Genomic DNA, 13,616 nt, shown 5'->3' on the forward strand with positions numbered 1-13,616 from the left:
AAGAACTCAATGCAAGTAGTGCGTGGCTGGGCTGCTCGATATGCGCCGCTGGTCGGTCTGATGGGCATCTTCGGCTCAGTGCAGGAATCACTTGCCGGTGACTATGACGGCTCTCCTCAAGTCGCCCAGTTCGTCAGCGAAATGACCCGCGATTATGGATTCGCGGGTGAACAACTGATCGATGTGTTCCGCGATGTGCAGCGCAAGCAGGCAATCCTCGATGCTATTTCCAGGCCTGCCGAACGCGTCAAACCGTGGAAAGACTATCGCCCGATGTTCCTCACCGACGCCCGCGTTGCCCGGGGCGTCGACTTCTGGCGTCAGCACGAGGCCGCCCTGGCGCGCGCCGAGCAGGAGTACGACGTACCCGCTCAGGTGATCGTATCGATCATCGGCGTCGAGACGTTTTTCGGCCGCAATACCGGGAATTACCGGGTGATGGACGCATTGTCGACCCTGGCGTTCGACTATCCCCAGCGCGCCGACTTCTTCCGCAAGGAGCTGCGCGAGTTCCTGTTGCTGTCCCGCGAACAGCAGGTCGATCCGCTGACGCTCAAAGGCTCCTACGCCGGGGCGATGGGCTTGCCCCAGTTCATGCCGAGCAGTTTCCGCGCCTATGCAGTGGACTTCGACGGCGATGGCCACATCAACATCTGGAACGACCCGGACGATGCAATCGGCAGCGTGGCCAGCTACTTTCAGCGTCACGGCTGGGTGGCCGGCCAGCCGGTTGTCAGCCGCGCGGACGTGCGCGGTGACCGCGTCGACCAGGGCTTGAGCCCGGGCATCGATCCGGTGAAGACTGTTGGGGAGTTGCGAGCGTTGGGCTGGGCGAGTCATGATGCGCTGCGCGACGACATGCCGGTCACGGCATTTCGCCTCGATGGCGACAAAGGCCCTGAATACTGGATGGGCCTGAAGAATTTTTACGCAATCACGCGATACAACCGCAGCGTGATGTACGCCATGGCCGTGCATCAACTGTCTGAAATGCTTGTTCAAGCCCGGGACGTCAAGTAATGCGGCCACTGCCGATGCACCAACCATTGAAACTGATGGCCTTCACGGCGCTGACGTTGCTGATCGTCAGCTGCTCGACCAGCCGCCCGACGACAACGACGCAGCGGCAGCAGGGCAACGTCATTCGCTCGCAGCCCGGGCTGGACATCAACAGGGCGCACAAAGACGGCGCGCCCTGGTGGGACGTTGATGTGTCGCGCATCCCCGATGCCATTCCGACCCTGCACACCGGCCCGTACAAGGCCAACCCGTACACTGTGCTGGGCAAGACCTATTTCCCCCTCAGCGATTCCAGGACCTATTCCCAGACGGGAACGGCGTCGTGGTACGGCACCAAGTTCCACGGGCAAAATACGGCCAACGGCGAAGTCTATGACCTGTATGGCATGAGCGCGGCGCACAAGACGCTGCCACTGCCCAGCTATGTTCGCGTGACCAACCTGGACAACAACCGCACCGTGATCCTACGGGTCAACGATCGCGGCCCGTTCTATTCGGACCGCATCATCGACCTGTCCTATGCAGCGGCGAAGAAGCTCGGTTATGCCGAAAACGGCACCGCACGGGTGAAAGTTGAAGGCATCGACCCTTCTCAGTATTGGGCGCAGCGCGGCAAACCGGCGCCGCTGATGCTGGATCAGCCGCAAGTGGCAAGCAGCAATCCGCCGCCTCGGCAGGCAGCGGCGCCGGTGATTACCGCATCGGCCGGTACGATCGAGCAATGGACGCCACCGCCGCAGCAACACGCCGCTCCGGTCACGCCCGTGCCGATCGACGCAAAAAAAAACGCTTCCGGACAAGCGTCTGGGCTGTTTCTCCAAGTGGGAGCGTTCGCCAACCCGGACGCTGCGGAACTCCTGAGGTCGAAATTGAGCGGGATGGTCCGCGCGCCGGTGTTCGTGAGTTCGATCGCGCGCAACCAACAGACGCTCTATCGCGTGCGGATGGGACCGGTCGACACGCCGGGTGAAGCCCAGCAGCTGCAAAACAGCGTAAGGTCGGCCAATCTCGGCTCGCCAAGCGTCGTCACGTCGGACCAGTAACGCTTTCATCAGCGATTAACGCCCCGGCAACGGAGGCGCGTTTCGCTGCCTGACCGACGACGTGCCGACCGGGTTTGTCGTTGTCAGCAGCTTTTCACGGCACGTTCTGTAGAATGTGAGCCCGTTTGCCGGGGTAGCCCGGCACCCGCTTTGCCCGCAAGGGCATGTTTGCCCATTAGCATTTTCGAGAGACGGATGAACATCACCAGCTTTGCAAAACGCCTTTGCCTGCTTATCCCGCTATTCACCACGCCTGCCGTGTTTGCGGTCGAACAGATGACGCCATCGCCACCGCAACTGGCTGCCAAGGCTTATGTGCTGATGGACGCCAACAGTGGCAACGTTCTGGTCGAAAACAATGGCGACCAGCGCCTGCCACCGGCCAGTCTGACCAAGCTGATGACCGCCTACATCGCCACGCTGGAAATCCGTCGTGGCCAGATCGGCGAAAACGACCCGGTGACCGTCAGCGAAAACGCCTGGCGCACCGGCGGTTCGCGGATGTTCATCAAAGTGGGCAGCCAGGTCACCGTCAGTGACCTGCTGCACGGCATCATCATTCAGTCGGGTAACGACGCCAGCGTTGCGCTTTCCGAGCACATCGCCGGCAGCGAAGACGCCTTCGCCGACCTGATGAACAAGACCGCTGCCGACCTGGGCATGGTCAACAGCCACTTCATGAACCCGACCGGCCTGCCGAACCCTGATCACTACGCCACCGCCCATGACATGGCCCTGCTGGCGCGCGCGATCATCCACGAAGACCCGGCGCACTACGCGATCTACTCGCAGAAAGAGTTCTTCTGGAACGGCATCAAACAGCCAAACCGCAACCTGCTGCTGTGGCGTGACAAGACCGTCGACGGTCTGAAAACCGGTCACACCGAAGAAGCCGGCTACTGCATGGTGTCCTCGGCCGTGCGTGATGGCATGCGTCTGATTGCTGTCGTGTTCGGCACCAACAGCGAGCAAGCTCGTGCTGCCGAAACCCAGAAGCTGCTGACCTACGGTTTCCGTTTCTTCGAAACCCAGACCTTCTATCAGAAGGGCACCGAACTGGCTCAGGCGCCGGTCTGGAAAGGCACAGAGCGTCAAGTCAAAGCCGGTCTGGCTGAAGACCTGACCATGACCATGCCAAAAGGCGAGCTGAAGAAGCTGGCCGCGAGCATGACCATGAATCCACAGCTGGTTGCGCCGATCGCCAAAGGCGACGTCATCGGCAAGGTTGAGGTCAAGCTGGACGACAAGGTCGTGCACAGTGCCAACCTGATCGCTCTGGACGCCGTCGAGGAGGGTGGTATCTTCCGCCGCCTGTGGGATAGCATCCGCTTGTTCTTCTACGGTCTGTTCAACTGATCAACGATTGATCAAAAGCTGACCGTTGCTCCGTACGCCCCCGTCGCCGACCGCGCCGGGGGCCTGTCCGTTTTCCGGCTTACGAGGCCGTTACTGCCATGACAGATACCGAAGTAAAAGCGCCAAAAATCGAATTTCCCTGCGCCGACTATCCCATCAAGATCATCGGCGACACGGGCGTGGGCTTCAAAGACAAGGTCATCGAGATTCTTGAGAAGCACGCCACCGTCGACATGAAAACCCTGGCCGAGCGCCAGAGCAGCAACGGCAAGTACACCACCGTTCAGCTGCACATCATTGCCACCGGGCAAGACCAGCTTTACGACATCAACAGCGAATTGCGGGCCACCGGCTTCGTGCACATGGTGCTGTGATGGGTGCGGCTCTGGGCTTTCGTGAACTCGGTCTGACCGACTACGAGCCCACCTGGCAGGCCATGAAACGCTTCACCGACGGCCGCGACCGCGAAACCGCCGATGAGGTCTGGCTTGTGCAGCATCCGCCTGTCTTCACCCAGGGCCAGTCCGGCAAGCCCGAGCATTTATTGCTTCCGGGGGATATCCCGGTGGTGCAGGTCGATCGCGGCGGCCAAGTGACTTATCATGGCCCCGGCCAACTGGTGGCGTATCTGCTGCTGGACGTGCGCCGTCTGGGCTTTGGCGTTCGCGACCTGGTCACCCGGATCGAACACAGCCTGATCGACCTGCTGGCCGGTTATGGTGTCACCGCCGCAGCCAAGGCTGATGCGCCAGGGGTCTACGTCGACGGCGCCAAGATTGCCTCACTGGGGCTGCGCATCCGTAACGGCTGTTCGTTTCATGGCCTTGCGCTGAACGTCGATATGGATCTGGACCCTTTTAAACGGATAAATCCCTGCGGGTATGCGGGGCTGGCAATGACCCAGCTGCGCGAACAGGCAGGTCCGATTGAATTTGCCGAGGTTAGTGCCCGGCTGCGTGCGCAGCTCGTCAACCACCTCGACTACGCTGAGCAGACGACCCTAACGGGCGGAATCGATTGATATGACTACTGCGTATGAGGCAGCTGACACTGTCGTGAATACAGAGAATGCCGTACAAACCCTGATCCCGACGGTGAACGTGGCCACGCCTGAGCGTGTGGCGCGTCCTAAAGTGGAAGCCGGCGTGAAGCTGCGCGGCGCCGAAAAAGTCGCGCGCATCCCGGTGAAGATCATTCCGACGGTCGATCTGCCGAAGAAGCCGGACTGGATTCGTGTGCGTATCCCGGTCTCGCCGGAAGTCGACCGCATCAAAGCGCTGCTGCGCAAGCACAAGCTGCACAGCGTGTGCGAAGAGGCGTCCTGCCCGAACCTGGGCGAGTGCTTCTCTGGCGGCACCGCGACCTTCATGATCATGGGCGACATCTGCACCCGTCGCTGCCCGTTCTGCGACGTCGGCCATGGCCGTCCGAAGGCGCTGGACACCGATGAGCCGAAGAACCTCGCCGTCGCCATCGCTGACCTCAAACTCAAGTACGTCGTGATCACTTCCGTGGACCGTGACGACCTGCGCGATGGCGGCGCTCAGCACTTCGCCGACTGCATCCGCGAAATCCGCCTGCTGTCGCCGAACGTCCAGCTGGAGACCCTGGTCCCGGATTACCGTGGCCGTATGGACATCGCGCTGGAAATCACCGCCGCGACGCCGCCAGACGTCTTCAACCACAACCTGGAAACCGTACCGCGCCTGTACAAGGCCGCGCGTCCGGGTTCGGATTACCAGTGGTCGCTGACCTTGCTCAAGCGTTTCAAGGAAATGGTTCCCCACGTGCCGACCAAATCCGGGCTGATGCTGGGCCTGGGCGAGACGGATGAAGAAGTCATCGAAGTCATGCAGCGCATGCGCGAGCACAACATCGACATGCTGACCCTGGGTCAGTACCTGCAACCGTCGCGCAACCACCTGCCGGTGCAGCGCTTCGTGCACCCTGACGTATTCGACTGGTTCGCCGAAGAAGGCTACAAAATGGGCTTCAAGAACGTCGCCTCCGGCCCGTTGGTCCGCTCCTCGTACCATGCGGACGAGCAAGCCAAGCTGGTCAAGTCGCTGCTCACGGCGGGTTGATCACGGCGTCGCTGACGCAGAAAGCAAAACGGGCCGGATAGAAATATCCGGCCCGTTTTTTTGTGTTGCGTTTCATTCTGCGCAGTTAAGGCTGGCGTAACTGCTGCAGCAATTCCTGGGTCGGGTACCCGTCCGCCGGCCAGCCAAAGGATTGCTGCGCGCTGCGAATCGCCTTGCGCGTGTTGGCGCCGATGATCCCGTCCGGCGCGCCTGCGTCGTACTGTCGGGCCGAGAGCAGCGTCTGCAGCTCGATCCGCTCGGTGCGGCTCAGCGGACGATCACCGCGCGGCCAGCTTCCCTGCACATAACCGCCGCCGCTGAATCGTTCGGACAGCAAGCCGATCGCCATCGCATAGGACGACGAGTTGTTGTACTTCAGGATGGCGCGGAAGTTATCCATCACCAGAAAGGCCGGGCCTTTATAGCCCGCAGGCAGCAGCAAGGCGGCTTGTTGTTGCAGCAGATTGGCCGGCAGCGCAGAGCCGCTCGGCAGCTTCAGGCCCAGCTGCTGCCATTCGCCGATGGATTTGCGCGTTGAGGCGTCCGCCAGGGCGTAGTCAAACCCCTGAGCCAGCTGCACTTCGAATCCCCAGGGCTGGCCTTTCTGCCAGCCCGAGCTTTGCAGGTAATGTGCAGTGGAGGCCAGTGCGTCGGTGGGGGAGTTCCAGATATCACGGCGACCGTCGCCGTCGAAATCCACCGCGTGGGTGTTGTAGGTCGTCGGTATGAACTGCGTCTGGCCCATGGCGCCAGCCCAGGAGCCCAGCATGCTCGGCGCATCGATGTCGCCGTGCTGAATGATCTGCAGCGCGGCGATCAGTTGATCCTGGGCGAACTGTGGTCGGCGTCCCTCATAGGCCAGCGTCGCCAGCGAGCGAATCACCGACTGCGTGCCCTGGAACTGACCGAAGCTGCTCTCCATCCCCCACACGGCGACCAGTGCCTGGCGATCGACGCCATAACGCTGCTCGATGGCGCTCAGCGCGTCGGCGTATTGATTCAGCAGGGCCTGACCCTTGCGTACACGCACGGCGGACATGGCGCCGTCGAGGTATTCCCACACCGGACGACTGAACTCCGGCTGGCTGCGATCGGCCTTGACCACGCTCATGTCCGGCGTGACGCCGGCAAATGCGTTATCAAACACCTCCGGGCGCACACCCGCGTTCAGCGCGAGAGCACGAAACTGGCTCTGCCACTCGCTGAAGGTCATTGCGGGCTGGATTTCAAAGTTGCCGTCGTCAGGTTGCGCAACAGCGCCGGAGGGCACGGGCAGACTTTTGACGACTTGCGCCGCGGGTGCGGCCTGGAGCGGGGTGGCAACGGCAGCGGTAGGCTGCTCGGCACAGGCAACCAGCGCGAAGAGGCTGGAAGCGGCGATCAACTGGCGGAGGTGCCAGCGACGGGGAAAGCTTGGGGGCATTCTGGGGTCCACAGGGCTAAACCGGAAGGTGCAGACCTTAACATGCCGGCCCTGTCGGTGGGGCGTCAGTCAGTAACCTGAAGTTTTCAAGCCGCCATAACGGAAGAAGCCTCCCAGCTTTTAGACTGGAAGGCTTCGCGGCGGTAGCTGCCTTTGCCCTTGCCGGGTTGTTCCTGACGGCTGCGGAACAGTGGCTGGGCGATGATGGATTTGGCCTTGTTCGGCCGCTTTTTGGCTTTGCTCATGGCGTTCTCGCTCAAGTGGTGGGGTGGAGCAGCGGGGATATTCTGCCAGTTAGGCGCCGCTGTCCAATTAACCTGAGCTATCGAAACGTTACAGATTATTCCGCCGGCAATGCCAGTCGTTGCCCCGCCATCAGCAGCGTCAGACGACTGAGGCTGCTCCAGACCGATCCCTGGGCCTGGCCTTTGATCTGCGCGTCGATGTGTTGGGCGTCCATCAACAACTGGCCCCAGCGTCGCGCCGAGTGGCGTTGCAGGGCTTTGCTCATCAACGGCTTGCGCTTGTCCCAGATGGGCGGACGCGCCTGGCTGAAGGCTTTGTCCAGCGGGATGCCCTGACTGAACTGCAACGCCAGATTGGCCAGCACGCGAAGCTCGCGGGACAGTGCCCAGAGAATGACCGGAGGCTCGACGCCTTCGCCGCGCAGGCCTTCGAGCATCCGCAGCGCGTGGGCCGCTTCGCCGTTGAGGATGGCGTCAGTCAGACCGAAAACATCGAAGCGCGCGCTGTCGGCCACCGCCGCCTGCACGGTCTCAACCGTGATCTGGCCTTCTTCGGCCATCAGCTTGAGCTTTTCGATTTCCTGCGCAGCGGCGAGCAAGTTGCCTTCAACCCGCGCCGCGATCAGTTCGATGGCGTCCGGGGTCGCTGCGAGGCCGGCCTGTGACAGGCGCTGACGAATCCATTGCGGCAACTGGCTGGCGTCCACCGGCCAGATCTGCACGAACTGTGTCTGCGGCCCTTCGACCAGCGCTTTGCCCCATTTGGTTTTCTGCGCCGAGCCGTCGAGCTTGGGCAGGCTGATCAACAGCAGCGTGTCTTCGGCAGGGCGGCCGCAGTATTCCAGCAGTGCGGCGGCGCCTTTGTCGCCGGGTTTGCCGGATGGCAGGCGCAACTCCAGCAGCCTGCGCTCGGCGAACAGCGACATGCTCGCGCCCGCCTGAAGCAGGGTGCCCCAGTCGAAGCTCGAGTCGGCGCTGAACACCTGACGTTCGTCATAGCCTTGCTGGCGCGCAGCCGCACGGATGGCGTCGCACGCCTCCTGACATTGCAGCGGGTCATCGCCGCTGACGATGTAGACAGGCGCAAGCGCACCTTGAAGGTGTTTGGAAAGCTGGGCGGGGGCGAGTTTCATGGGTCAGAAAAGATCAGGGCCGGCGAACCGGCCCCGACGCCGTCACTTGGACGGGATTTCGATAGGCGACTGCTGTGGCGTCTCGTCGCGAATGCGCTGAGCAGCGGCTTCGGCATCCGCCTGGGCGCGAGCAGCGACGTCGGCTTTGGCTTGCAGCTCGTCAAGGCGCTGAGGTGTCAGCTGCTGCAGACGGGCCAGCACTTTCTGCACGAGGTCAGTGCGCATTTCCTTACGGATCTGATCGGCTTCCTGGTCAGAGCCGATCAGGTTGTTGCCGTCATGGACAAAGACTTTCTGCGACTGCACGGAGTCATCAAGCAGCAGAACATCTTTGCTGCCGTGAATTTCGTACTTGAGCACGGTGGTCAGCTCGTATTCGGCGGAGCGACCGGAGCCGGCGTAGCTCGCCGTGCGCTGGGCTTCGTCTTCACGGGCGATGAACAGCTTGTACTGGGCGCCGGTGTAGACGTGCACGCCGCTGTTGGTCAGGGTCTGACGCAGCTGGGTGACGACGTCGCCGTAAGCGTCGCGCGCGCTCACGTCCAGTTCCTTGATCGACAGGGCGTTGGTGCCGGTGCCGCGCAGCTGGAAACCGCAGGCGCTCAGCAGAACCGCGAGTCCCATTACCAGCAGATTGCGTTTGATCATCTTGTTGCTCCCTTGAATCCGTTAGAACCCGGCATCCCGGGTTCTTGAAATTTATGCGGGGCCTGCAGACAGGCGCCCGATGATTGCGTCAGCTGGCGACGATATTAACCAGTTTGCCCGGCACCACGATGACCTTGCGGATCGTCAGGCCGTCGATGAAGCGCAGCACGTTTTCGTTGATCCGTGCGGCAGCCTCGACTTCCTCGCGGGTGGCGCTGGCCGGCATCTCGATATGGCCACGCAGCTTGCCGTTGACCTGAATCACCAGCTGCAACGTGTCCTGCACCAGTGCCGAGCCATCCACCACAGGCCAGCCGGCGTCGATGATTGGACCTGAGTGGCCCAGCGCCGCCCACAATTGGTGGCTGATGTGCGGGGTGATCGGCGCCAGCAGCAGGGCGACCGTCTCCAGACCTTCCTGCAACAGCGCGCGGTCCTGAGCCGACACCTGCGGCGCTTTTTCCAGGACGTTCATCAGCGTCATCACCTGAGCGATAGCGGTGTTGAATTTGTGGTGCTGGCCCACGTCCTGACCTGCCTGCTTGATGGCCAGGTGGATCGAGCGGCGAATGGCCTTCTGGTCGTCGTTCAGCGCGGTTTTGTCGAGTGCGCCTGCAGCGCCCGCCGTCACGTGAGCCTGCGCCAGACGCCAGACGCGCTTGAGGAAGCGGTGGGAGCCTTCCACGCCGGAGTCAGACCACTCCAGGCTCATGTCAGGCGGCGAGGCAAACATCATGAACAGGCGGCAGGTGTCGGCGCCGTACTGGTCGATCATCGACTGAGGGTCGACGCCGTTGTTCTTCGATTTCGCCATCTTTTCGATGCCGCCGATTTCAACCGGCTGGCCATCGGCAATCAGCTTGGCGCCGATAATCTTGGCCTTGCTGTCGCGTTCGAACTCGACATCCGCCGGGTTGAACCAGGTTTTGCTGCCGTTGGCTTCCAGACGATAAAACGTCTCGGCCACGACCATGCCCTGGGTCAACAGGTTCTTGAACGGCTCGTTGGAGCTGACCAGGCCTTCGTCGCGCATCAGCTTGTGGAAGAAGCGCGCGTACAGCAGGTGCAGGATCGCGTGTTCGATACCGCCGATGTACTGATCAACCGGCAGCCAGTGATTCGCGGCCTTAGGGTCAACCATGCCGCCCTCGTAGTGAGGCGAGGCATAGCGGGCGAAATACCACGAGGACTCGACGAAGGTGTCCATGGTGTCGGTTTCGCGCTTGGCCGGCGCACCGCAGGTCGGGCAGCTGCACTCGTAGAACTCGGGCATGCGCGCAAGCGGTGAGCCCGCGCCGTCCGGTACCACGTCTTCAGGCAGCTTGACCGGGAGTTGATCTTCCGGGACAGGCACGTCGCCGCACGTGTCGCAGTGGATGATCGGGATCGGGCAGCCCCAGTAGCGCTGGCGGCTGATGCCCCAGTCGCGCAGGCGGAACTGGGTGCGTGAGTTGCCCAGTTCTTTCTTGAGCAGCGCGGCTTCCATGGCGTCGAACGCGCTGGTGAAGTCCAGACCGTCGAACTCACCGGAATTAATGAGCTGGCCGTGCTCGCCGTACGCGTCCTGCCAGGGCGCAGGGGTTTCATCGCCCGCGCTGGTGCGCACAACGGCTTTGATCGGCAGGCTGTACTTGGTGGCGAACTCGAAATCGCGTTCGTCGTGTGCAGGCACGGCCATGACCGCACCGTCGCCGTAATGCATCAGCACGTAGTTGGCGACCCACACCGGGAGCTTCTCGCCGGTCAGCGGGTGTTCGACGAACAGCGAGGTCGGCAGGCCTTTCTTTTCCTGGGTAGCGACGTCGGCTTCGGCGACGCTGCCGCTTTTGCATTCGTTGATGAACGCTTGCAGCTCGGGATTATTCTGCGCCGCGAGGGTCGCCAGCGGGTGCTCGGCGGCAACGGCGACGTAGGTCGCGCCCATCAGGGTGTCGGGGCGGGTGGTGAAGACTTTCAGGGTGCCGGCTTCGCCGATGGACGCCTGGTCGTACGGGAACTGCACTTCCATGCCACGGGATTTGCCGATCCAGTTGCGCTGCATGGTCTTGACCTGTTCAGGCCAGCCCGGCAACTCGTCGAGGCTCTCCAGCAGCTCATCCGCATAGGCGGTGATCTTGAAGTAGTACATCGGGATTTCGCGTTTTTCGATCACCGCGCCCGAACGCCAGCCGCGCCCGTCGATGACTTGCTCGTTGGCCAGGACGGTCTGGTCGACCGGGTCCCAGTTCACGGTGCCGTTCTTGCGGTAGATCACGCCTTTTTGGAACAGGCGAGTGAACAGCCATTGTTCCCAGCGGTAGTAATCGGGTTTGCAGGTGGTGATTTCGCGGGACCAGTCGATCGCCAGACCCAGGCTCTTGAGCTGGTTCTTCATGTAGGCGATGTTTTCGTAGGTCCACTTGGCGGGGGCGACGTTGTTCTTCATCGCGGCGTTTTCCGCCGGCATGCCGAACGCGTCCCAGCCCATCGGCTGCAGCACGTTTTTGCCTTGCATGCGCTGATAGCGGGCGATCACGTCGCCGATGGTGTAGTTGCGCACGTGACCCATGTGTAGCTTGCCGCTGGGGTAAGGGAACATCGACAGGCAGTAGAAGGTGTCCTTGCCTGGCTGTTCACTGACTTCAAAAGACTTTTGCTCGTCCCAGAAGGTCTGGGCGGCGGCTTCGATTTCGCGGGGCTGGTAGAGTTCGTGCATGGCTACTTTTGGCTGAAATGAGTGACCCTTGACCGCTTCTCGGCGTGACCGGATCAGGAAGCCTTCGCATGCCAGACGGGGCCGTCCGCATTGCGATGCATCCATGCCCGGTTGGGCGGAAGTGGATTTACAGGAAGCGCCGTAGCATACATGAGGCTACCAAGCCGAGGGAAACCCTGATTGCGTGCTCAAGACTCGGCATCTGCGGCATCCGCCGTTGGTCGCGGCATCGCGCCGGTTTTTGCAGCGGCGCTAAGCTCACTGACGGGGGTAAGTGTTTATCTTCAGTGAGGTGAACGGATGGCAGAGCTGCAGCATGAAGTAGAGCAACCTGATGTGTATGACCGTCTGATCGATCGTCTGGGCCTGGCTCTGGACACGGCAAAAACAGCGGTGCGACTTCGAAACGAATCCCCCGTTGAGCTTGAGTTGCGTGGCTTGAGTCACGCCGAGTTTCAGTTGATCGAGGCTTATCTGGGCAGAACTGAAGTCGTTGTGAAAGAGGATTCTCCGATCGCCACGAGGGGAAGTTCCAGCACCTCACGGGAGCCTTCAGAGCCGATGCGAGCGTCCCATCCCCACGCCAATGTCATCTGGCTCAAGGATCAGCGCCGAGCCAAGGTGTCGGCAAAGTTGAGTCGCTACAGTTCCAGCAAACATTTCAAGCGTTAACTTCTGCGGGGACTGACCCCGGCCAATCGAGCATTGCTGCTTAGCGTCATTGCTTCTAGGCTTCGGGCATCTTTGGAGATGCCCGATGCCCTTTCGTTACTTCATCAAAAATCTGCTGCTGCCTCCGGGCCTATTCCTGTTGTTGTTAGTGCTCGCCTGGTGGTTGAGAAACAGGCGACCAGTGTTGGCGCGGGTGCTGTTCGTGATGGGCGTTGGCGGGATGGCCGCGATGAGTCTGCCGATTGTGGTGGAGTGGTCGGCGAAGGGCATCGAGCGCATCCCGCCGCTGCCGCAGAGCAAGTGGGCAACGCTGGCCCAGCGCGCCGATGCGATCGTGATTCTGGGCTCGGGCCGGGAACGCAATGACCCGAGCTGGGGCACCGACATCCCGACGGGGGTTGCGCTGGAACGCATGAGATACGCCGCGCGTCTGTCGAAGGCGTCGGGCCTGCCGATCCTCACCACCGGCGGGCTGCATTACGGCGAGCCGCCGAGCGAGGCGGCGATCATGGCCGACTCCCTGCGCGACGACTTTGGCGTGACTGTCCGTTGGCAGGAAGGTGAAAGCCGCACGACCTGGGAAAACGCCAAGATGACGGCCGCGATCTTGTTGCCGCAGGGCATCAAGCGCGTGGTCGTGGTGACCCAGGCGTGGCACATGCCGCGTTCGGTCTGGAGTTTCGAGAAGGCCGGGTTCAGCGTGGTTCCAGCTCCGGTCGGCTTCCTGAGCGTGGACAACGCCCGCCCATTTGGAGGCTGGACGCCGGAGGCGAGGGCGGTGTGGCAGAACGGGCAATTGATCAACGAAGCGGCGGGGTTGGTGGGGTATCGGTTGTTTTACCGGTGAGCTGAGCAGCAGGCGTTCGGTCCCGCTGTCAAAGCGCGTATCCCCTGACACCGCGCACGCTGTTAGTGGGACCGGCTTTAGCCGGGAAAGCGCCGGGTGTCACACTGCAAATCTGATGATGCGCAAACTGGCCTCTTCCCGGCTAAAGCCGGTCCCACTAATAGACCGCATGCATCCAGTCATGCTGGTGCCCAATTGTAAGATCATGCGCACTCAGCGGGACTGGCGGTGGCCCAATGGTGGAACCGTACGCGTTCAGCGAGACTGGCTGCGGTTTAATGTGGGACCGGCTTTAGCCGGGAAAGCGTCAGGTGACACACCGCATATTTGATGGTGTTCATGCGGGCCTCTTCCCGGTTGAAGCCGGTCCCACGGGGATGTCCTCATCCACCAGACATCTCTCGATACCCACTCGCCCTAGGTAAAGCGTTTCACTGCTTTTACTGTTCG

Annotated in this window: 13 protein-coding genes; 8 read left to right on the forward strand and 5 right to left on the reverse strand. The window is 61.7% G+C overall.

Going from position 1 to position 13,616, the window contains the following annotated elements:
* Nucleotides 1-9 precede the first annotated feature (9 nt).
* The 6 genes from mltB to lipA all read left to right on the forward strand — a co-directional run bounded on the left by mltB (nucleotide 10) and on the right by lipA (nucleotide 5,503).
* A complete protein-coding gene (mltB, locus tag IFT99_RS16265; RefSeq protein WP_192133524.1) occupies nucleotides 10-1,020 on the forward strand; it encodes a lytic murein transglycosylase B in 1,011 nt (336 codons plus the stop codon).
* Nucleotides 1,020-2,063: a septal ring lytic transglycosylase RlpA family protein gene (locus IFT99_RS16270; RefSeq protein ID WP_065988374.1), complete on the forward strand. Its 1,044-nt coding sequence runs from the start codon at nucleotides 1,020-1,022 to the stop codon at nucleotides 2,061-2,063. Before mltB ends, IFT99_RS16270 begins: the two co-directional genes overlap by 1 nt.
* A 195-nt stretch (nucleotides 2,064-2,258) precedes the next feature.
* Nucleotides 2,259-3,419: a D-alanyl-D-alanine carboxypeptidase family protein gene (locus IFT99_RS16275; RefSeq protein WP_192133526.1), complete on the forward strand. Its 1,161-nt coding sequence runs from the start codon at nucleotides 2,259-2,261 to the stop codon at nucleotides 3,417-3,419.
* Nucleotides 3,420-3,517: 98 nt separating this feature from the next.
* A complete protein-coding gene (locus IFT99_RS16280) occupies nucleotides 3,518-3,793 on the forward strand; it encodes a DUF493 domain-containing protein (protein WP_065988372.1) in 276 nt (91 codons plus the stop codon).
* On the forward strand, nucleotides 3,793-4,440 hold the full coding sequence (gene lipB, locus IFT99_RS16285; RefSeq protein ID WP_192133528.1) for a lipoyl(octanoyl) transferase LipB: 648 nt from the start codon (nucleotides 3,793-3,795) through the stop codon (nucleotides 4,438-4,440). The genes IFT99_RS16280 and lipB overlap by 1 nt, the downstream gene beginning before the upstream one ends.
* Before the next feature lies 1 nt (nucleotide 4,441).
* Nucleotides 4,442-5,503: a lipoyl synthase gene (lipA, locus tag IFT99_RS16290; protein WP_065988370.1), complete on the forward strand. Its 1,062-nt coding sequence runs from the start codon at nucleotides 4,442-4,444 to the stop codon at nucleotides 5,501-5,503.
* Between the two features lie 85 nt (nucleotides 5,504-5,588).
* Here the strand turns inward: lipA and IFT99_RS16295 are convergent, their stop codons facing one another.
* From IFT99_RS16295 to leuS, 5 genes are all read right to left on the reverse strand, one after another.
* Nucleotides 5,589-6,926: a lytic murein transglycosylase gene (locus tag IFT99_RS16295; protein ID WP_065988369.1), complete on the reverse strand. Its 1,338-nt coding sequence runs from the start codon at nucleotides 6,924-6,926 to the stop codon at nucleotides 5,589-5,591.
* A gap of 86 nt (nucleotides 6,927-7,012) precedes the next feature.
* Nucleotides 7,013-7,171, reverse strand: a complete 159-nt coding sequence (gene arfA, locus IFT99_RS16300; RefSeq protein ID WP_037017982.1) for an alternative ribosome rescue factor ArfA — start codon at nucleotides 7,169-7,171, stop codon at nucleotides 7,013-7,015.
* A 95-nt stretch (nucleotides 7,172-7,266) separates the two neighbouring features.
* The gene (gene holA, locus IFT99_RS16305) at nucleotides 7,267-8,304 is read right to left on the reverse strand and encodes a DNA polymerase III subunit delta (protein WP_065988368.1); all 1,038 of its coding nucleotides are present in this window, start codon (nucleotides 8,302-8,304) and stop codon (nucleotides 7,267-7,269) included.
* 42 nt (nucleotides 8,305-8,346) lie between these two features.
* Complete coding sequence (locus IFT99_RS16310; protein ID WP_192133530.1) at nucleotides 8,347-8,952, reverse strand: LPS-assembly lipoprotein LptE; 606 nt, start codon at nucleotides 8,950-8,952, stop codon at nucleotides 8,347-8,349.
* Nucleotides 8,953-9,040: 88 nt separating this feature from the next.
* The gene (gene leuS, locus IFT99_RS16315) at nucleotides 9,041-11,647 is read right to left on the reverse strand and encodes a leucine--tRNA ligase (protein ID WP_192133531.1); all 2,607 of its coding nucleotides are present in this window, start codon (nucleotides 11,645-11,647) and stop codon (nucleotides 9,041-9,043) included.
* Nucleotides 11,648-11,947: 300 nt separating this feature from the next.
* On the opposite strand from leuS, the gene IFT99_RS16320 reads away from it, so the two are divergent.
* Both IFT99_RS16320 and IFT99_RS16325 read left to right on the forward strand, forming a co-directional pair.
* On the forward strand, nucleotides 11,948-12,319 hold the full coding sequence (locus IFT99_RS16320; protein ID WP_065988365.1) for a hypothetical protein: 372 nt from the start codon (nucleotides 11,948-11,950) through the stop codon (nucleotides 12,317-12,319).
* Between the two features lie 85 nt (nucleotides 12,320-12,404).
* Nucleotides 12,405-13,166, forward strand: a complete 762-nt coding sequence (locus tag IFT99_RS16325) for a YdcF family protein (RefSeq protein WP_192133533.1) — start codon at nucleotides 12,405-12,407, stop codon at nucleotides 13,164-13,166.
* Nucleotides 13,167-13,616 lie beyond the last annotated feature (450 nt).

Source organism: Pseudomonas sp. CFBP 8772, assembly GCF_014841665.1.
Classification (GTDB): Bacteria; Pseudomonadota; Gammaproteobacteria; order Pseudomonadales; family Pseudomonadaceae; genus Aquipseudomonas; species Aquipseudomonas graminis_B.

Excerpts from the sequence above, each read along its gene's own strand:
- IFT99_RS16310 (WP_192133530.1), bottom strand. The coding sequence starts at position 8,952 with ATGATCAAACGCAATCTGCTGGTAATGGGACTCGCGGTTCTGCTGAGC.
- IFT99_RS16295 (WP_065988369.1), bottom strand. The coding sequence starts at position 6,926 with ATGCCCCCAAGCTTTCCCCGTCGCTGGCACCTCCGCCAGTTGATCGCC.
- lipA (WP_065988370.1), top strand. The coding sequence starts at position 4,442 with ATGACTACTGCGTATGAGGCAGCTGACACTGTCGTGAATACAGAGAAT.
- leuS (WP_192133531.1), bottom strand. The coding sequence starts at position 11,647 with ATGCACGAACTCTACCAGCCCCGCGAAATCGAAGCCGCCGCCCAGACC.
- holA (WP_065988368.1), bottom strand. The coding sequence starts at position 8,304 with ATGAAACTCGCCCCCGCCCAGCTTTCCAAACACCTTCAAGGTGCGCTT.
- IFT99_RS16275 (WP_192133526.1), top strand. The coding sequence starts at position 2,259 with ATGAACATCACCAGCTTTGCAAAACGCCTTTGCCTGCTTATCCCGCTA.
- IFT99_RS16325 (WP_192133533.1), top strand. The coding sequence starts at position 12,405 with ATGCCCTTTCGTTACTTCATCAAAAATCTGCTGCTGCCTCCGGGCCTA.
- lipB (WP_192133528.1), top strand. The coding sequence starts at position 3,793 with ATGGGTGCGGCTCTGGGCTTTCGTGAACTCGGTCTGACCGACTACGAG.
- mltB (WP_192133524.1), top strand. The coding sequence starts at position 10 with ATGCAAGTAGTGCGTGGCTGGGCTGCTCGATATGCGCCGCTGGTCGGT.
- IFT99_RS16320 (WP_065988365.1), top strand. The coding sequence starts at position 11,948 with ATGGCAGAGCTGCAGCATGAAGTAGAGCAACCTGATGTGTATGACCGT.
- IFT99_RS16270 (WP_065988374.1), top strand. The coding sequence starts at position 1,020 with ATGCGGCCACTGCCGATGCACCAACCATTGAAACTGATGGCCTTCACG.
- arfA (WP_037017982.1), bottom strand. The coding sequence starts at position 7,171 with ATGAGCAAAGCCAAAAAGCGGCCGAACAAGGCCAAATCCATCATCGCC.
- IFT99_RS16280 (WP_065988372.1), top strand. The coding sequence starts at position 3,518 with ATGACAGATACCGAAGTAAAAGCGCCAAAAATCGAATTTCCCTGCGCC.